Origin of the sequence: Candidatus Megaera venefica (assembly GCF_034554655.1) — a bacterium.
Taxonomy (GTDB): Bacteria; Pseudomonadota; Alphaproteobacteria; order Rickettsiales; family Rickettsiaceae; genus Megaera_A; species Megaera_A venefica.
In genome coordinates, this window is record NZ_JARJFB010000019.1 from 1 (window position 1) to 15,878 (window position 15,878).

The window sequence follows — 15,878 nt, forward strand, 5'->3', positions numbered from 1 at the left end:
CTTCAGACACATCAAGATCTTGCTGCAAATATTCATAACCACAAAAATATTGCCAATAAATATTTTCCTTTAGCTCTTCCTCCGTAAACGAATCAGAACCGTTGTACATAGCTTGAAGCATTGATAGTGCTAGCATTACTCTATGATCTTTCTTATTTCTACCAAATTGCTTGATTTCAATGTTAGGCAATGCTCTGGCTTCAAGTTCAGACCAATTTACTAAATCCCTTAGTTTATATAACTTGTTTTTAGGATTTAGTTTTGTAGATAATTTCTCTTCAAATAACCTTTCTTGTTTTTGGAGAAAAGTAATATTTTCTATAGGCATAATTTTAAAATCCGTAAGCTTTATGCGGTAATTATACCATTTTCTTATGGATTTTGTAAGCTGTTTATGACATGAAACCCCTTGTTAATTCAGGCGGGGAGAGTTTTGACGGAGGGACTATAAAACCATACGACCCTATTCCTTGTCCATAGTTCAGGCTAAATAGTCAAAATCTCTTCTTCTCGGGATTTTATGACAACATCAACCTTGCTTATAAAATCATCAGTAAGTTTCTGAATTTCTTCGGAGTGATCATGATGCTCATCTTTAGAGAGATTATGGTCTTTTTCCATTTTTTTAAGTATATCCATACCATCGCGTCTGATGTTACGCATTGCTACTTTAGTATTTTCACCGTATTTATGCGCTAGTTTTACCAACTCTTTTCTACGCTCTTGGCTTATTATCGGTAAGCTCATACGTATAAGTTGACCATCAGAGCTAGGATTTAAACCAAGGTTTGCATCAGCGATAGCTTTTTCTACTGTCTTAACCATAGATTTATCCCAAACTTGAACGCTAATTGTTTTGGCGTCTGGGGTTGAAACTGTTCCGACTTGAGATATAGGCATTTTGCTGCCATAGGCTTCAATAACAACTGGGTCTAGTAAGTTTACTGAGGCTCTACCGGTTCTAAGGCCTTTTAGTTCCTTGTCTAAGACCGCGATTGTCTTGTCCATTTTTTCAGTTAGTTCTTGTTTTAATAACTTGTCCATTATTTCCCCCGTATAAGCGTATATTCTCCTTTATTTTGCAGTACTTTAGCAAAATTCCCACGTTCTTTTATAGAAAAAACTTTGATAGGCAGCTCGTTTTCTCGTGCGACAGCTATTGCTGCCATATCCATAACTTTCAAACTATCTTTAAGTACATCAGTATATGTTATTTCATTGAATTTAGTTGCGCTTTCATCCTTCTTAGGATCAGAGCTATATACACCGTCAACATTTGTTCCTTTGAATAAAACATCACAATTCATTTCAACGGCTCTTAGTACGGCTGCGCTATCTGTTGTAAAAAAGGGGCTACCTATTCCTGCGGCAAAAATTACCACTCTTCCTTTTTCCATATGTCTTTTTGCTCTACGTCTTATGAATGGCTCGCAAATGCTGGTCATTGGAATAGCGGACTGGACTCTGGTGTATATACCAGCTCGCTCCATTGAACTTTGTAGTGCCAGTGCGTTAATTACCGTTGCTAACATTCCCATATAGTCAGCAGAGGCCCTGTCCATTCCAAGTAACGAAGCGTCTGCGCCCCGATATATATTTCCGCCACCAACGACGACACATACTTGGATGCCTAATTCGCATACTTCTTTAATATCAGCGGCAATACCGTTTAAGGTGTCAATGTCATGACCAAATTTTTTGTTGCCCATCAGAGCTTCACCAGAAACTTTGAACAAAACTCTTTTGCAGTTTTCTATGGGCATATGAGATTATTTTTTTTGAATATATGGATGAGCGCAATCGTATCGTCAACTATTGTTTTTGTCAAGAAAACTAGTAGTTTGAAAGTGAAAATTACTATAAATCATTTGGTTGTCTTGCAAAGCCTTTTTACCATCGAAATACTAAGTATAATTAACTATCTTGTTGACTAAAATATTAATTCATATTAAAATAAATTAACTAAAATTTCTTTATTTAAAAAAGAGGATATAACGTGTCAAAAACTAAAGAATTATTTAATGCAATTTATTCTAATAACATAGAAAATGTAAAGATAGCCTTGTCTGAAGGAGCTGATCTCAATAGTACATTTGCTGATTACGGCCATTCTACTCCGTTAATGGCAGCGGCTGGTGCTTGGAATACGGGTATTTTAGAGTTTCTGATAGAACAAGGGGCAGATGTTAAAGTTAAAACTCCAGATGGTGATACAATATTAAGCCTTATGGTAGGACAAGCTTTTTCATCAGGTACAAGAGTTAATGAGCAATATCATAATCTTATAAGGAAAATTATTTCAAAGGGAGTTGATGTTGACTCCTATAATCAAAACTCTGACAAAAATCCTTTATTAGTTTCTATGAGTTCGGCTGATATTGAAACTGTTGATATGTTAATTGAAGCAGGAGCGAATCTAAATATTATCGTAAATAAGGACAATCCTGATGTGCCATTAAATAGGGCTATATCCCAACTTGTTAGAATGAGGCCGGACGCAGAGTATATTATTGATAAAATGATTGCTAAAGGTGCAAATGTTAATCCTAAAGCAGAAAACCTAAGGTCCAGTCCTTTGTCTTCGGCAATTGTGGAAGGTAGAGAGGATATATTCAATAAATTAATAGGGCATGGCGCTGATATTAATCATGCTTGTAGTACTACTACGCCATTAATATCAGCTATTTTGATGAGAAATAATCCCATGGTAGAAAAATTACTTGATATGAGAGCGCATATAAATCCAGAAAATACTAATCTTGCTTATTCTCCATTAAGTGCAGCAATTAGTGTTGGGGATAGTCAATTATTTCAATGGCTAATAACTGAAGGTGCCAATGTAGCTCCTAAGAATGTTCAAATTACTCCTATTGCACAAGCTGTTGCTAGTGATATGGTTGATATACTAGAATTGATGCTAAGTTTTGGTTCTATTCCGGATCAGCAAATTGTTGATAGCCTATTATGGAATATGCATAAATGTGATTCTCCATCGTTTAATCTAGCTTTAAGCAAAGTAAAGGATATTAATTTACCAAGTCAACTTGGTCAAACTTTACTGGGTAGAGCAATCTTTACACCAGAAGAGAAACTTAGTGTGCTTGCTCAGAAATTAATACTTGAACGTGGAGCTAAATTACAAATCAATGAATTCAACTCTCTAGTTCAGTTGGCTTGTAGACCAAATTCTGAAGGAATGAGTTTGATTAATTTAATTTTAAAAACCACTGATGATCAGGCTGTAAAGTTAGAAGGCATGAATGTAGTGCTAGAAAATATGCTAAAATGTGTAAATGGAGTCAATATTGAATTGTTAAAGATATTCATTGAGCATGGATTAACTATTAGTCCTAGCAATATTAAATTAGCTCTTGACCATCAAAACTTACCGCACCCAGTATACCCAAACTATATTAATGAAATGTTAGAAATTATTTTCAACAATATAGACCTAATTCACATTAATGAGCCTATTGATCAACAAAATAATAGCCTTTGCATGATGCTTGGGCAAAATGATGCTTACCATATGCATTTAACCAAGTTATTAAATATCAAAAGCTCAAATGGACTGCACATAGTTAAAGTTAATATGACTAATCAACAAGGTCAAAAATTGATTGATATTATTGCTGATAAATTAGAGCTTAATAATGGTGTGAATTACATGGAGATAGTTAAATTATTGAGGCATGTAGGTTCTGTTGAACCGAAAAAACCAATACTGCCACAGAGTATGAAGCTTGATGTGAGTGATGTACATAATCTGAGGAATGAAAAGCCAGTAACAAAAATACAAACTAAATTGTCAGGTAAATTTTTATTAACAGAAGAAAATATCAATGAAATTTTTATTTTAATAGAGAAATATATCGCGGAAAATGAAGTGCATATTAAGAATTTACTGAGTGATGGTGAAAATGATGATGGTTCGGTTGCTTTTTGCCAAATGATGGCTCACTTACAATCTATTAAGAGTAGTGATGAAGTACATAATTCTCATAATAATCAGTGGATGTTAAAAAGAGAAGTTGCTAATACTTTCTTAGAAATAAAAGAACAAAATCTTTCTTTGGATGGTTTGGTACATGTAATAAGCTTAAGTGGCAGCTGTCCTTGGGGTAAGTTGGTAAATTTATATAAATTGGTTGAAGTTGTTGAGAGTGCAGCCAAGCCAATTGATATGGATACTGTTTATGAAAATAGTGATTGGTTTGCTAATCAAATAATGGAAAAATTGACCGAGTTGAGTTTTTCTGAAGCTATGAAAAAACATGTAATTAAAAAATTCTATAATGATATTAAGGAATTTAAAAGTGATAGTAGTTCTTATTCGCTAGAAACTCAGTTGGTTGTTGGTTTAGTTAGTGATAGCTTTATTAAGTTTATTACTAATATAGGTAGGGATGAATCAGATATTTATAGTATAGATTTTGCTAATGTAATACTTTTGGCGAAAGGAATTCAAGGTAACTTTGAGTTTGCCGACCAAGGAGATAATAATCTATACGACTTGCTACTTATCATTAACCAACAAGATAACAGTCATGATGATGATGTTGCTGTGATTGGTGATGGTAACGATGATTTCTAATAGTTATTATTCGGTACAAAACTAAAGTTTGGGATAAAGATTATAGAATTCTTATCCCAAATTAGTGTTGATCGTAATTAACCTGAGTGGATAAGGAATAGAGTTGTATAGTTTTGTACTTGGGTTAGCTTCAAGCGCCGTCATCCCGGGCTTGATCCGGGTCTTTAGTTGCCCGAGATCCTGAATCAAGTTCAGGATGACTCTTTTGCCCTTGTCTATAGCTCATGTTAATCAAATCTAATATCCAATTTTCCTATATACGAGTATCCCATGTCTCGTTTGTTTTATAAGGAATTTTTCTAGCAAATTGTTGTGATAAGTTATCAAGCTTTGTCGAAATCAATGCCCTCATAGTCATATCTTGCAACAGTGATTTGGTCAAAACTTGGTTATAAATTCTAACTAACAATAAAAAACATTGGTTTTCGGGTAGGCGTTGTTTATTATGTCTTATAATACTTAAAAACATTTAAAGAATGCCAAAGCTAACTATAGATAATAAAGAAATTGAAGTAGAAGATGGTTTGACAGTCATGCAAGCTTGCGAGCAGGCTGGAATTGAGATCCCTCATTTTTGTTTTCATGAACGTTTAAAAATAGCTGGTAATTGCCGCATGTGTTTGGTGGAGATGGAAAAGGCTCCTAAGCCTATTGCTTCTTGTGCCATGCCAGTAGCTGAGGGTATGGTTATTAAAACCGATACTCCGGTAATTAAGAAGGCTCGTCAAGGGGTCATGGAATTCTTGTTGATTAATCACCCGCTAGACTGTCCAATATGTGACCAAGGTGGTGAATGCGATCTTCAAGACCAAGCATTTAAATATGGCAAAGGAACTAACAGATATGCAGAAAATAAAAGATCTGTAGTAGATAAAAATCTTGGCCCGTTGGTAAAAACACAAATGACGCGTTGTATTCATTGTACACGTTGTATTCGGTTTTCTACAGATGTAGCTGGGGTACCTGAGATGGGAGCTATCCATCGTGGTGAGCACATGGAAATTACAAGTTACCTTGAAAAAACTCTAACCTCTGAGCTTTCGGGTAACATCATAGATTTATGTCCCGTTGGTGCTCTTACTTCAAAGCCCTACGCTTTTAATGCAAGAAGTTGGGAGCTTGAAAAGACAGAGTCTATTGATGTTATGGATGCAATGGGATCAAACATCAGAATTGATTCAAGAGGCATGGAAGTTATGCGAATTCTGCCAAAGCTGAACGAAGATATTAATGAAGAATGGATATCGGATAAAGCAAGGTTCTCTTATGACGGTTTAAAGGTCCAAAGATTGGATGTGCCGTATATAAAAGAAGGTAATAAATTAGTTAGTTCCAGCTGGGCTCAAGCGCTTTCAGCTGTTGCAAAAAAAATGAATTCTATAAGTGGTAATGAAATTGCAGCGATTGCCGGAACTACCAGCTCGTGCGAGTCTATGTTTTTACTTAAAAAACTTCTGGCTAGAGTCGGTTCGAATATAGTCGATGCTAATCAGTTTGGTTACAGTATTGATACCACAAACAGAAGTAACTACCTCTTTAATACAACGATTGCCAATATTGAAAAAGCGGATTTTTGTTTGCTTATTGGCGCTAATCCAAGGCAAGTTGCCCCAGTTTTAAATGCAAGGATAGGGAAGGTAGTAAGAAATGGCCAAATGAAAGTGGCAAGAATTGGCCAGGTAGACGACCAAACTTATCCTATTATTGAGCTTGGAGATAGTTTGTCAGTGCTTGAAGAAATCTTATCTGATAAATCAAGTGTCGTGAAAGAGTTGAAGAGTTACAAATATCCAATGATTATTGTTGGTGATGCGGCCCTTACCCGATCTGATGGTTTTGCTATTTTATCTCTTGTTCATGAAATAGCCAAAAAGCATAATATTGTAAGAGATGATTGGAATGGAATAAACATTCTGCATAATCATGCTTCAATGGTTGGTGCTCTTGATATTGGGTTTATCTATGGCAAGAATGGCGATGGGACAGAGGAAATATTAAAGATGACAAAAACTGGTAAGGTCAAGATGCTTTACTTGCTTGGGGCGGATGATTTTGATATAAGCCAGATTGGTGAAGATTGTTTTGTTGTTTACCAGGGGCATCATGGCGATGCGGCGGCATCTCGCGCAAATGTTATTTTGCCAGAAGCAGCTTATACAGAACAAGATGGTATTTTTGTAAACTTGGAAGGGTTACCGCAATATGCAAGAGCTGCAGTTTCTCCTGTCGGTCAGGCAAAAGAAAGTTGGAACATAATCTCTCATTTATCTGAGAATCTAGATATTGATTTAGCCGTTCAGTCTTTAGGTGATGTCAGAAGATTAATGGCAAAGGAAAATATGGTATTTGCAAACATAGATACTCTTATTCCGACAAATTTTGTCCATTTTAAATCGTCAGCGAAACTAACAAAAAAGCCTTTAACTAAAGTAAAATTCAATTACTACATGAGTGATCCAATTAGCCGAGCCTCTGTCACTATGGCAAGGTGCGAAAAAGAGTTAACCTCTTCTTTGGAGAAGGCGTTATGACCATAATGGAAATATTTAACGAGTATGGTTTGCCTATTATATTTATCGTAGCAAAAATTTTGCTTATTACTTTGCCTCTATTATTGTGCGTAGCGTACCTTACCTACGCAGAAAGAAGAGTTATTGGGTTAATGCAAATGAGAAGAGGACCCAATGTCGTCGGTCCGTTTGGGCTTTTGCAGCCAATCGCAGATGCAGTGAAATTGTTATTTAAGGAAGTGATAGTACCAACTGCTGCTAGTAAAGTAGTCTTTATTATTGCGCCAATGATTACCTTTGTCTTAAGTCTGATTGGGTGGGCTGTGGTGCCGTTTGACCAGGGCCTTGTGCTTGCTGATATTAATGTTGGGGTGCTTTACGTGCTTGCGATATCCTCACTTGGAGTATACGGTATTATTATGGCTGGTTGGGCTAGTAACTCAAAATACGCCTTTTTAGGAGCTATTCGTTCTTCTGCTCAAATGATATCTTATGAAGTGTCTATGGGGCTAGTAATTGTAACAGTTTTATTGGTTACAGGTACTTTAAATTTGAGCGAAATTGTTGAGTATCAAAGGACAATGCCTTTTTGGATTCAATTACTTATGGCACCTATGGCAGTGGTTTTCTTTATTTCAGTTTTGGCGGAAACAAATAGATTGCCATTCGATCTGCCTGAAGCTGAGGCTGAGCTTGTAGCTGGATATAATGTTGAATATTCTTCTATGGCATTCGCCCTATTTTTCTTAGGTGAATATGCCAACATGATTTTAGTAAGTGCCATTACGGTTACTTTTTTTATGGGTGGTTATCTTCCGCCATTCAATATAGAGTTTTTAGAAATTATTCCAGGTCTTATTTGGTTTGTTGTTAAAGTTACTTTCTTATTGTTTGTGTTTCTTTGGATCAGGGCAACTTTGCCCAGATATAGATATGACCAGTTAATGCGTATTGGTTGGAAATTCTTTTTACCACTTACGTTATTTTGGGTGGTGCTTGTGGCCTCGCTTTTGATGTTAACCGATAATTTACCAGGGTAAGGGAAATATTATGATGAAATATATCAAGTCTTGGGTTTTGTACGAAATATTGATCGGCATGGCTTTGACTTTAAAATATTTCTTTAAGCCTAAAGTAACATTGAATTATCCTTATGAAAAAAGCCCAGTTAGTCCAAGATTTAAGGGAGAACATGCGCTTAGGCGCTATGCCAATGGTGAAGAACGCTGTATTGCATGTAAGCTTTGTGAAGCGATTTGTCCAGCTCAAGCAATTTTGATTGAAGCAGAAGAGCGTGATGATGGCAGCCGGCGCACTACGCGTTATGATATCGACATGACAAAGTGTATTTACTGCGGGATGTGCCAAGAAGCATGTCCGGTGGATGCGATAGTTGAGGGGCCTAATTTTGAGTTCGCAACAGAGACGCACGAGGAGCTTTTGTATGATAAAGAAAAATTGCTACGAAATGGTGAGATTTGGGAGCAAGAGCTTGCGCAGAAACTGAAAAATGATTATCCGTACAGGTAAATAAAGATGGCTATATTTTTCTACATGTTTGCAACATTAATAGTACTTAGCGGTATTATGGTTATTCTGAGTCGTAACCCTGTACATGCGGTGCTCTGGTTGATATTTGCATTCTGCAACGGGGCTGGGTTGATGGTGCTGATGGGGGCAGAGTTTATAGCAATGATGCTTATTATTATTTACGTTGGAGCAGTTGCGGTGTTGTTCCTTTTTGTAGTAATGATGCTTGATATTAAGTTTTCGGAATTTAAGGGTAGTGTTGATTCAGAAATGTCATTTGCCTTTGTTATGGCTTTTTTCTTGTTTGTAGATCTTGCAGTAATAATTTTACTTGGAACTAAAACTATTGTCCCTATTGGTAGCGTAACTTTTGCAATACTGCCAGATGTTGGAAATGCATATGCTGTTGGTAGGTTGCTTTATACTGAATTTATATTACCGTTCCAAACTGCTGGAATAATTTTATTTGTTGCCATGGTTGCTAGTATTTCTTTAACATTAAGGCGTCGCTCTGGTGTCAAAAGACAAAATGCAGCAGAGCAAATGGCTCGAAATAAAGATAATAGCTTGTCAGTAGCGCAAGTTGATGGAAAATCGGGTTTAGGTAATTTGAATTATGACAATTAGTGAAATTTCTTTAGAACATTATTTGATTCTTTCATCACTTCTATTCTCGATTGGCGTGGCAGGGTTGTTTATGAATCGAAAGAATGTGATTACTATTTTGATGTCAATAGAACTAATGCTTTTGGCTGTAAACATTAATTTTGTGGCTTTTTCTGTTCATTTACAAGATATTGTAGGTCAGGTATTTAGCATTATTATTCTCTCGATTGCCGCAGCTGAAGTTTCAATAGGGCTTGCTATCTTGGTTTTATATTCCAGGAATAGGAACTCTATTGAAATTGAAGACATCAATCAGATGAAGGGGTAAGTTTGTATGGAATTTGTATTAAAGTTGATCGTATTTTTACCTCTTATTTCTGGAATAATTAACGGTATATTTTGCAAGAAATTTACTAATTCTGTAGCGAGTACTATCTCTAGCATAGCTATTGTTATTTCGGCTATATGTTCTGTGATAATCTTTATTAAAGCTGGTATTAATAAAGAAACTATGCATGTTGTGATTGCCAACTGGATTAACACATATGAGTTATATATCAATTGGTCTCTTTATGTAGATCAGCTTACGGCGATTATGTTTGTGCTTGTGACATCCGTTTCTGCTGTAGTGCACATATATTCGCTTGGTTATATGGCTGATGATAAGAATTTACCAAAATTTTTGTCATATCTATCATTGTTTACATTTTTCATGTTAGCTTTGGTTTCTGCTGATAATTTTGTACAGCTTTTCTTTGGTTGGGAAGGGGTTGGTTTATGTTCCTATTTGTTAATTGGATACTATTACCATAAGGAATCGGCAAATAGTGCTGCTGTAAAAGCTTTTGTTGTCAACAGGGTTGGTGATTTTGCCTTTATAATCGGTATTGTGATGATCATTATTTATGCAGAAAGTGTAGATTTTGTTGATGTGTTTGCAGTATCTGAAAGTCTCTCCAAATCATCGATCGAAATTCTAGGTATGGACTTTATCATTTTAGATGTGATATGTCTCATGCTCTTTTTAGGTTGTATCGGCAAATCGGCTCAAATAGGTATGCATGTGTGGTTGCCAGATGCCATGGAAGGACCAACTCCAGTCTCGGCCCTTATTCACGCGGCAACTATGGTTACAGCTGGAGTGTTTTTGGTTGCTAGATGTTCGTTTATGTTTGAGTACAGTCCAAATGTATTGCAAATAATAACAGTAGTTGGAGCTGTGACCTGTTTGTTTGCAGCGCTTGTGGCTATTGCACAAACTGATATTAAGAAAATTATTGCTTATTCTACTTGTTCACAACTTGGATATATGTTCTTTGCTTGCGGAGTTTCAGCGTACCAGGCTGGTATCTTTCATTTGGTAACGCATGGGTTCTTTAAAGCTTTATTATTTTTATCTGCTGGAAGCGTTATTCATTCCTGTCATGAGCAGGATATTTTCAAGATGGGCGGTCTCAAGGCAAAAATGCCGATAACATATGCTAATTTTTGGATGGGATCACTGGCAATTATCGGCATATTCCCATTTGCTGGGTTTTATTCAAAAGATTTAGTGCTTGAATCTGCTTATGCTCATGGTGGAGTCGGTACTTTTGCGTTTGTATTTGGGATAATTGCAGCTACTCTTACTGCGATATATTCATTTAAAATAATAGTTTTAACTTTTCATGGCAAAACTAGGCTTAGTAAAGAAATATATGACCACGCGCATGAGTCACCAAAGATAATGAATATACCGCTGCTAGTGTTAACAGCGGGGACTTTATTTGCTGGCATGGTTGGTTACTATATAATTGGTATAAGCGATGCAAATGGATTCTTTTTTGGCAGTATCTTTAATTTAAGCGCACCAAGTCATGAACATCATATTGCAAAGGTTATTGAGTTATTGCCTCTTATCGTTGGCGTCAGTGGCGCTTTATTTGGTATATATGCCTATAAGGGGAGTGTACATGCTACCATTTCTGGCCAGTTCAAATATACATATTGTGTTTTAAAGAATAAGTTTTTCTTTGATGAGATATTTAACAAACTGTTGGTTGGTCCAATAAATTGCTTAAGCAAGCTTTCCCAAATTTTTGATAAAAAAGTAATAGATCGATTCGGCCCAGATGGTTTTAGCCTAGCAACTAAAGGCCTTAGTTGGTGTATGTGCCAAATTCAGACTGGCTATATTTTTAACTATGCATTCTATATGATCTTTGCGCTAGTTGTATGTATTACGGTATTTGTTGGAAAATATTTATTTTATGGGGTGGGTATTTAGATGTCAGATTTACCAATACTATCCATTAGTATTTTATTGCCATTAATTAGTGCATTATATATTACTTTTTTTATAAGCCATAGTAAATCTGATAGAAAGCAGGTTTACGCTATGTATGTGGCGATTTTGTCTTCAACACTTACTCTTATTTCAACAACATATTTACTATTAAGATTTGACAATAAAGCCGCGCTTTATGAATTTCAATTTGTTGAGCGTTATAAATGGATCGATTCGATCGGTCTTGAGTTTTATGTTGGCGTTGACGGTCTATCTATATATTTTATTTTTCTTAGCGCTCTTCTTTCTTTGATATGTATCGTTGCTAGTCTGTTTACTATTAAGAAGTATATTAAAGAGTTTTTATTATGTTTCCTGTTGTTAGAGTCTTTTTGTATAGGTGCTTTTTCATCTCTTAATTTATTACTTTTTTATGGATTTTTTGAAGTTATATTGATACCTATGTATCTGATAATTGGAATTTGGGGCGGAGAAAACAGGGTTTATGCGGCGGTCAAATTCTTCTTATATACTTTTTTGGGTTCGGTATTCCTGCTTATTGCATTAATATATATCTATAGTAGCTATAACACGTTTGATATAGCAGAACTTTCGTCAAAAATGAGCCCAGAACTTGGAGTTGGTAAGCTATTATGGCTTGCTATGTTTGTCTCATTTGCTGTAAAAGTACCAATGGTCCCATTTCACACATGGCTTCCTGATGCTCACGTTCAGGCTCCGACAGCTGGCTCGGTTATGTTGGCTGGTATTTTGTTAAAATTGGGGGGGTATGCTTTCTTAAGGGTTATGCTACCGTTACTTCCTGAAGCTTCTATGTATTTTGCTCCTTATGTAATATGGATGAGTGGTTTTGCGGTTATCTACGCTTCTTTTGTTGCTTTAGCTCAAGAAGATATGAAAAAGATGATAGCGTATTCTTCTGTTGCTCATATGGGGTACGTTACTGGGGGCATATTCAGTTTTTCAACTAGTGGTATGACTGGAGCTGTGTTCCAGATGATAAGCCACGGACTAATCTCATCTGCTTTGTTCCTTGTTGTGGGAATGCTATATGAGCGTCATCATACTAAGGAGATTAGTAAATATGGAGGTGTGGCAGCTAGTATGCCTGTACTTGCTACTTTCTTCATGATAGCGATGCTTGGATCGGTAGGCCTTCCTGGGTTAAGTGGATTTGTTGGGGAACTATTGAGTATTCTAGGAGTGTTTGCAGTTAATCCAATTGCCGGAATAATGTGCGCATTTGGTGTAATTATAGGAGCGGTTTACATGCTTAAGCTTTATAAACTAGTGATGTTTGGTAAAGTAACTGACAAATCAATTATTAAATTTAAAGATCTTGAGCTATACGAAAAGGTAGCGATGTTACCTTTGATAATTTTAGTGATATATATTGGTATAAAGCCAGAATGTATTTTATCGGTGATAAGCGTCCCTATTGAGCGTTTAGCGTTATATTACAGTATAGTATGATGATACTAAATATAGTTGTGGAATAGAAATATATGATAAATCAATTTATAATTGTAATCCCAGAAATATTGTTGGCATCCCTTGCGATGGTTATGCAGATTGTAGCGGTATACACTAAGAATGCTTCAAGACAAATTGCGCTTGCGACTACATTGCTTGGTCTTGGGATAGTCTATTATATGCTATATTTTGTCCCAGAATATGAATTGGGTTTTACTTTGTCATTTGCTACTTCACCGGCAATCTCTCTATTTAAGGCTATCGTGCTTGGACTTGCTTTAATGAGTTTGGTTGTGTACAGAGATATTGCAAAGATAGCTAACAGCAAGCTTAAAATAGAATTTATAACATTGGTTTTGCTTTCTACGCTTGGGGTGTTTATTTCGATTTCAGCCAGGGATTTTATGTTGCTTTTTTGTGGCCTTGAATTGCAAGCTTTGTCAGGTTACGCACTAGCTGCATTTAATACTAAGAGTTCGAAATCTTCAGAAGCTGGGTTAAAATATTTTATCCTTGGTGCTTTGATGAGTGGTTTAATGTTGCTTGGAATTTCATTTCTTTATGGATTTAGTGGTAGTATTAAATTCTTTGAAATAAGAGACGCGCTTAATGGTTTTAACATTGGTCTCATCGTTGGAAGCGTTCTAGTATTGTCCGCTATTTTATTTAAGCTCTCAGCTGCTCCACTACATATATGGACACCAGATGTATATGAAGGAGCTCCAATTTCAGCTGTTACATATTTTGCGGTTGCGCAAAAAATTGGTATGCTTGTTGTGCTTATTAATATAACTGATGGAGTTATTGGCGATTATACTCAAGTATCAAATGAACTGATTAAGATTGTTGCCATTTTATCCATGATAGTTGGTTCTCTTGGAGCTATCCGGCAAGTTTCTCTGAAAAGGCTAATGGCATACAGCACGGTTTTAAATGTGGGGTATGTTTTGGTTGGTGTATGTTTGCATTCTCCAGAAGGTAATTATGCGGCCTTTGTCTACATGCTGATATATGTAATCGGAGTTATGGGCTTTTTTGCTTGTATAGTCGCATTATTTGGTCTCAAAAGTGACGAAGCAACGTTTGAAGATTTACAAGGTATAGCTGGAAGCCGTAAGACTTTGGCTGCTGCGATCTCAATTATTATGTTTTCAATGATTGGGTTGCCTCCATTGGCAGGGTTTTTTGGTAAGTATTATATTTTCTACAATGCTGTTGCAGAAGGAGAAATAGTGCTTGCTATAATTGGTGTTCTTACCAGTGTCATAGCTGCATTTTATTATTTGAAAATTATAAAATGTATGTATTTTATGGAGCCGACAAGAGCAGTGATAATAATACCGACGAAGAGGGGCTTATGGATAGTAACAGTGCTGACATTAGCATTCATACTTTTCTTCTTTACCTTTGCTCAAGAATACATACTTTAACTAAAATATTAATGTAGTTAAGTTGTATTTAATAGATATGTAAACTATCGTATAAAAACATGATATATTAATTTAAATAGGGCTATATAGTGTAGCCTTTTTAATAACTTAATTCAAATTAATATATGAGCCTAGACTGGCTAAAGAACTATAATTTATTGATTTTTCAGACAGTAGATAGCACTAATTCGGAGGCTCTTCGATTGGCAAACTCTGGGGCTATTGGCAATTTTGTCGTTGTTTCAAATCTTCAAACTGGCGGTAGAGGAAGTAAAGGGCGCTTATGGAAATCAATCGCTGGTAATTTGCATGCCAGTATTTTATTAGATAGCTCTGTTGATTGCAAAAAACACCCTCAGCTTTCGTTTGTAATTGCAAATGCAGTTTTTGAGGCATTGACTAAGCTTGCACAAGAGAAGAAAATAAATTTAAATATTCAGCTCAAATGGCCCAACGATATTCTCATTGATGGAAAAAAAGTAGGCGGTATTTTACTAGAATCTATCTCGCTCTTAAATAAAAATTATGTTGTAATTGGTATGGGAATAAACATTATTGAGGCCCCAGCTAATGTTGCCTTTCCAGCAACAAGTTTATATGATGAGGGGTTGATGCTAGAAGGGAGCGATGAATTGTTAGACTTAATAATGAATAAATTTGATAAGCTTTATAAACGATGGGCTGTAGATAATAATTTCATTAGAACAAGAAAGGATTGGATGCGTCGTGCATATAATATAAATAAAGTAATAACAATTGATGACGGCAATCGTAGATTGTCTGGTACTTTTAAAGAAATTGACTTTGATGGTTCTATACGTATACAACTTGCTGGTGGACAGCTATATAATCTAGCTGCTGGGGAGGTATTGTAGCATTCGGAGTCGAGTATTTAAATGTAATCAAACGAGCATTAAGCTTAAAATCAATATTAATTTATGGATAAGCAATAGGATAGTATAGTTTTATACTGAGACTGCGTAGCGCGCAGCGTGCTACTGAGTCCCTCCGTCAAAACTCTCCCCGCCTGAATTAACAAGGGGTTTCATGTCATAAACAGCTTACAAAATCCATAAGAAAATGGTATAATTACCGCATAAAGCTTACGGATTTTAAAATTATGCCTATAGAAAATATTACTTTTCTCCAAAAACAAGAAAGGTTATTTGAAGAGAAATTATCTACAAAACTAAATCCTAAAAACAAGTTATATAAACTAAGGGATTTAGTAAATTGGTCTGAACTTGAAGCCAGAGCATTGCCTAACATTGAAATCAAGCAATTTGGTAGAAATAAGAAAGATCATAGAGTAATGCTAGCACTATCAATGCTTCAAGCTATGTACAACGGTTCTGATTCGTTTACGGAGGAAGAGCTAAAGGAAAATATTTATTGGCAATATTTTTGTGGTTATGAATATTTGCAGCAAGATCTTGATGTGTCTGAAG

The 15,878-nt window shown here is 35.8% G+C and carries 14 protein-coding genes; 11 read left to right on the forward strand and 3 right to left on the reverse strand.

Annotated features, from left to right (window positions below; translation table 11 throughout):
- The 3 genes from Megvenef_RS02110 to pyrH all read right to left on the reverse strand — a co-directional run.
- Window positions 1-328: transposase (locus Megvenef_RS02110; protein WP_322776028.1), on the reverse strand; the 328-nt coding region annotated here is incomplete at its 3' end.
- 158 nt (window positions 329-486) lie between these two features.
- Window positions 487-1,044, reverse strand: a complete 558-nt coding sequence (gene frr, locus Megvenef_RS02115) for a ribosome recycling factor (RefSeq protein WP_322776351.1) — start codon at window positions 1,042-1,044, stop codon at window positions 487-489.
- On the reverse strand, window positions 1,044-1,763 hold the full coding sequence (gene pyrH, locus Megvenef_RS02120) for a UMP kinase (protein WP_322776352.1): 720 nt from the start codon (window positions 1,761-1,763) through the stop codon (window positions 1,044-1,046). The genes frr and pyrH overlap by 1 nt, the downstream gene beginning before the upstream one ends.
- Window positions 1,764-1,996: 233 nt before the next feature.
- On the opposite strand from pyrH, the gene Megvenef_RS02125 reads away from it, so the two are divergent.
- The 11 genes from Megvenef_RS02125 to Megvenef_RS02175 form a co-directional block, all read left to right on the forward strand.
- Window positions 1,997-4,594 (forward strand): ankyrin repeat domain-containing protein, encoded by a 2,598-nt coding sequence (locus Megvenef_RS02125; RefSeq protein ID WP_322776353.1) that lies wholly within the window; start codon window positions 1,997-1,999, stop codon window positions 4,592-4,594.
- Between the two features lie 476 nt (window positions 4,595-5,070).
- Entirely contained in the window at window positions 5,071-7,125 is a 2,055-nt protein-coding gene (nuoG, locus tag Megvenef_RS02130) for an NADH-quinone oxidoreductase subunit NuoG (RefSeq protein ID WP_322776354.1), read from the forward strand.
- Between the two features lie 2 nt (window positions 7,126-7,127).
- The gene (nuoH, locus tag Megvenef_RS02135; protein ID WP_322776361.1) at window positions 7,128-8,144 is read left to right on the forward strand and encodes an NADH-quinone oxidoreductase subunit NuoH; all 1,017 of its coding nucleotides are present in this window, start codon (window positions 7,128-7,130) and stop codon (window positions 8,142-8,144) included.
- A 10-nt stretch (window positions 8,145-8,154) separates the two neighbouring features.
- Window positions 8,155-8,634, forward strand: coding sequence for an NADH-quinone oxidoreductase subunit NuoI (gene nuoI / locus Megvenef_RS02140; protein WP_322776355.1), 480 nt, complete (start codon window positions 8,155-8,157; stop codon window positions 8,632-8,634).
- A gap of 6 nt (window positions 8,635-8,640) precedes the next feature.
- Window positions 8,641-9,261, forward strand: coding sequence for an NADH-quinone oxidoreductase subunit J (locus Megvenef_RS02145; RefSeq protein ID WP_322776356.1), 621 nt, complete (start codon window positions 8,641-8,643; stop codon window positions 9,259-9,261).
- Window positions 9,251-9,568: an NADH-quinone oxidoreductase subunit NuoK gene (gene nuoK, locus Megvenef_RS02150; RefSeq protein WP_410519747.1), complete on the forward strand. Its 318-nt coding sequence runs from the start codon at window positions 9,251-9,253 to the stop codon at window positions 9,566-9,568. The genes Megvenef_RS02145 and nuoK overlap by 11 nt, the downstream gene beginning before the upstream one ends.
- 6 nt (window positions 9,569-9,574) lie before the next feature.
- Window positions 9,575-11,506: an NADH-quinone oxidoreductase subunit L gene (gene nuoL, locus Megvenef_RS02155; RefSeq protein WP_322776357.1), complete on the forward strand. Its 1,932-nt coding sequence runs from the start codon at window positions 9,575-9,577 to the stop codon at window positions 11,504-11,506.
- Window positions 11,507-13,000, forward strand: coding sequence for an NADH-quinone oxidoreductase subunit M (locus Megvenef_RS02160; protein ID WP_322776358.1), 1,494 nt, complete (start codon window positions 11,507-11,509; stop codon window positions 12,998-13,000).
- A 32-nt stretch (window positions 13,001-13,032) separates the two neighbouring features.
- Window positions 13,033-14,430: an NADH-quinone oxidoreductase subunit N gene (locus tag Megvenef_RS02165; RefSeq protein ID WP_322776359.1), complete on the forward strand. Its 1,398-nt coding sequence runs from the start codon at window positions 13,033-13,035 to the stop codon at window positions 14,428-14,430.
- A 125-nt stretch (window positions 14,431-14,555) separates the two neighbouring features.
- Window positions 14,556-15,305 carry a biotin--[acetyl-CoA-carboxylase] ligase gene (locus Megvenef_RS02170; RefSeq protein ID WP_322776360.1) on the forward strand — a complete coding sequence of 250 codons (750 nt, stop codon included), beginning with the start codon at window positions 14,556-14,558 and terminating at the stop codon, window positions 15,303-15,305.
- 245 nt (window positions 15,306-15,550) lie between these two features.
- On the forward strand, window positions 15,551-15,878 hold a 328-nt coding region (locus Megvenef_RS02175; RefSeq protein ID WP_322776028.1), incomplete at its 3' end, for a transposase.

Bases quoted from the DNA above. Each gene is read 5' to 3' on its own strand.
- frr (WP_322776351.1), bottom strand. From the start codon at position 1,044: ATGGACAAGTTATTAAAACAAGAACTAACTGAAAAAATGGACAAGACA.
- Megvenef_RS02160 (WP_322776358.1), top strand. From the start codon at position 11,507: ATGTCAGATTTACCAATACTATCCATTAGTATTTTATTGCCATTAATT.
- Megvenef_RS02145 (WP_322776356.1), top strand. From the start codon at position 8,641: ATGGCTATATTTTTCTACATGTTTGCAACATTAATAGTACTTAGCGGT.
- nuoI (WP_322776355.1), top strand. From the start codon at position 8,155: ATGATGAAATATATCAAGTCTTGGGTTTTGTACGAAATATTGATCGGC.
- nuoK (WP_410519747.1), top strand. From the start codon at position 9,251: ATGACAATTAGTGAAATTTCTTTAGAACATTATTTGATTCTTTCATCA.
- nuoL (WP_322776357.1), top strand. From the start codon at position 9,575: ATGGAATTTGTATTAAAGTTGATCGTATTTTTACCTCTTATTTCTGGA.
- Megvenef_RS02165 (WP_322776359.1), top strand. From the start codon at position 13,033: ATGATAAATCAATTTATAATTGTAATCCCAGAAATATTGTTGGCATCC.
- nuoG (WP_322776354.1), top strand. From the start codon at position 5,071: ATGCCAAAGCTAACTATAGATAATAAAGAAATTGAAGTAGAAGATGGT.
- pyrH (WP_322776352.1), bottom strand. From the start codon at position 1,763: ATGCCCATAGAAAACTGCAAAAGAGTTTTGTTCAAAGTTTCTGGTGAA.
- Megvenef_RS02170 (WP_322776360.1), top strand. From the start codon at position 14,556: ATGAGCCTAGACTGGCTAAAGAACTATAATTTATTGATTTTTCAGACA.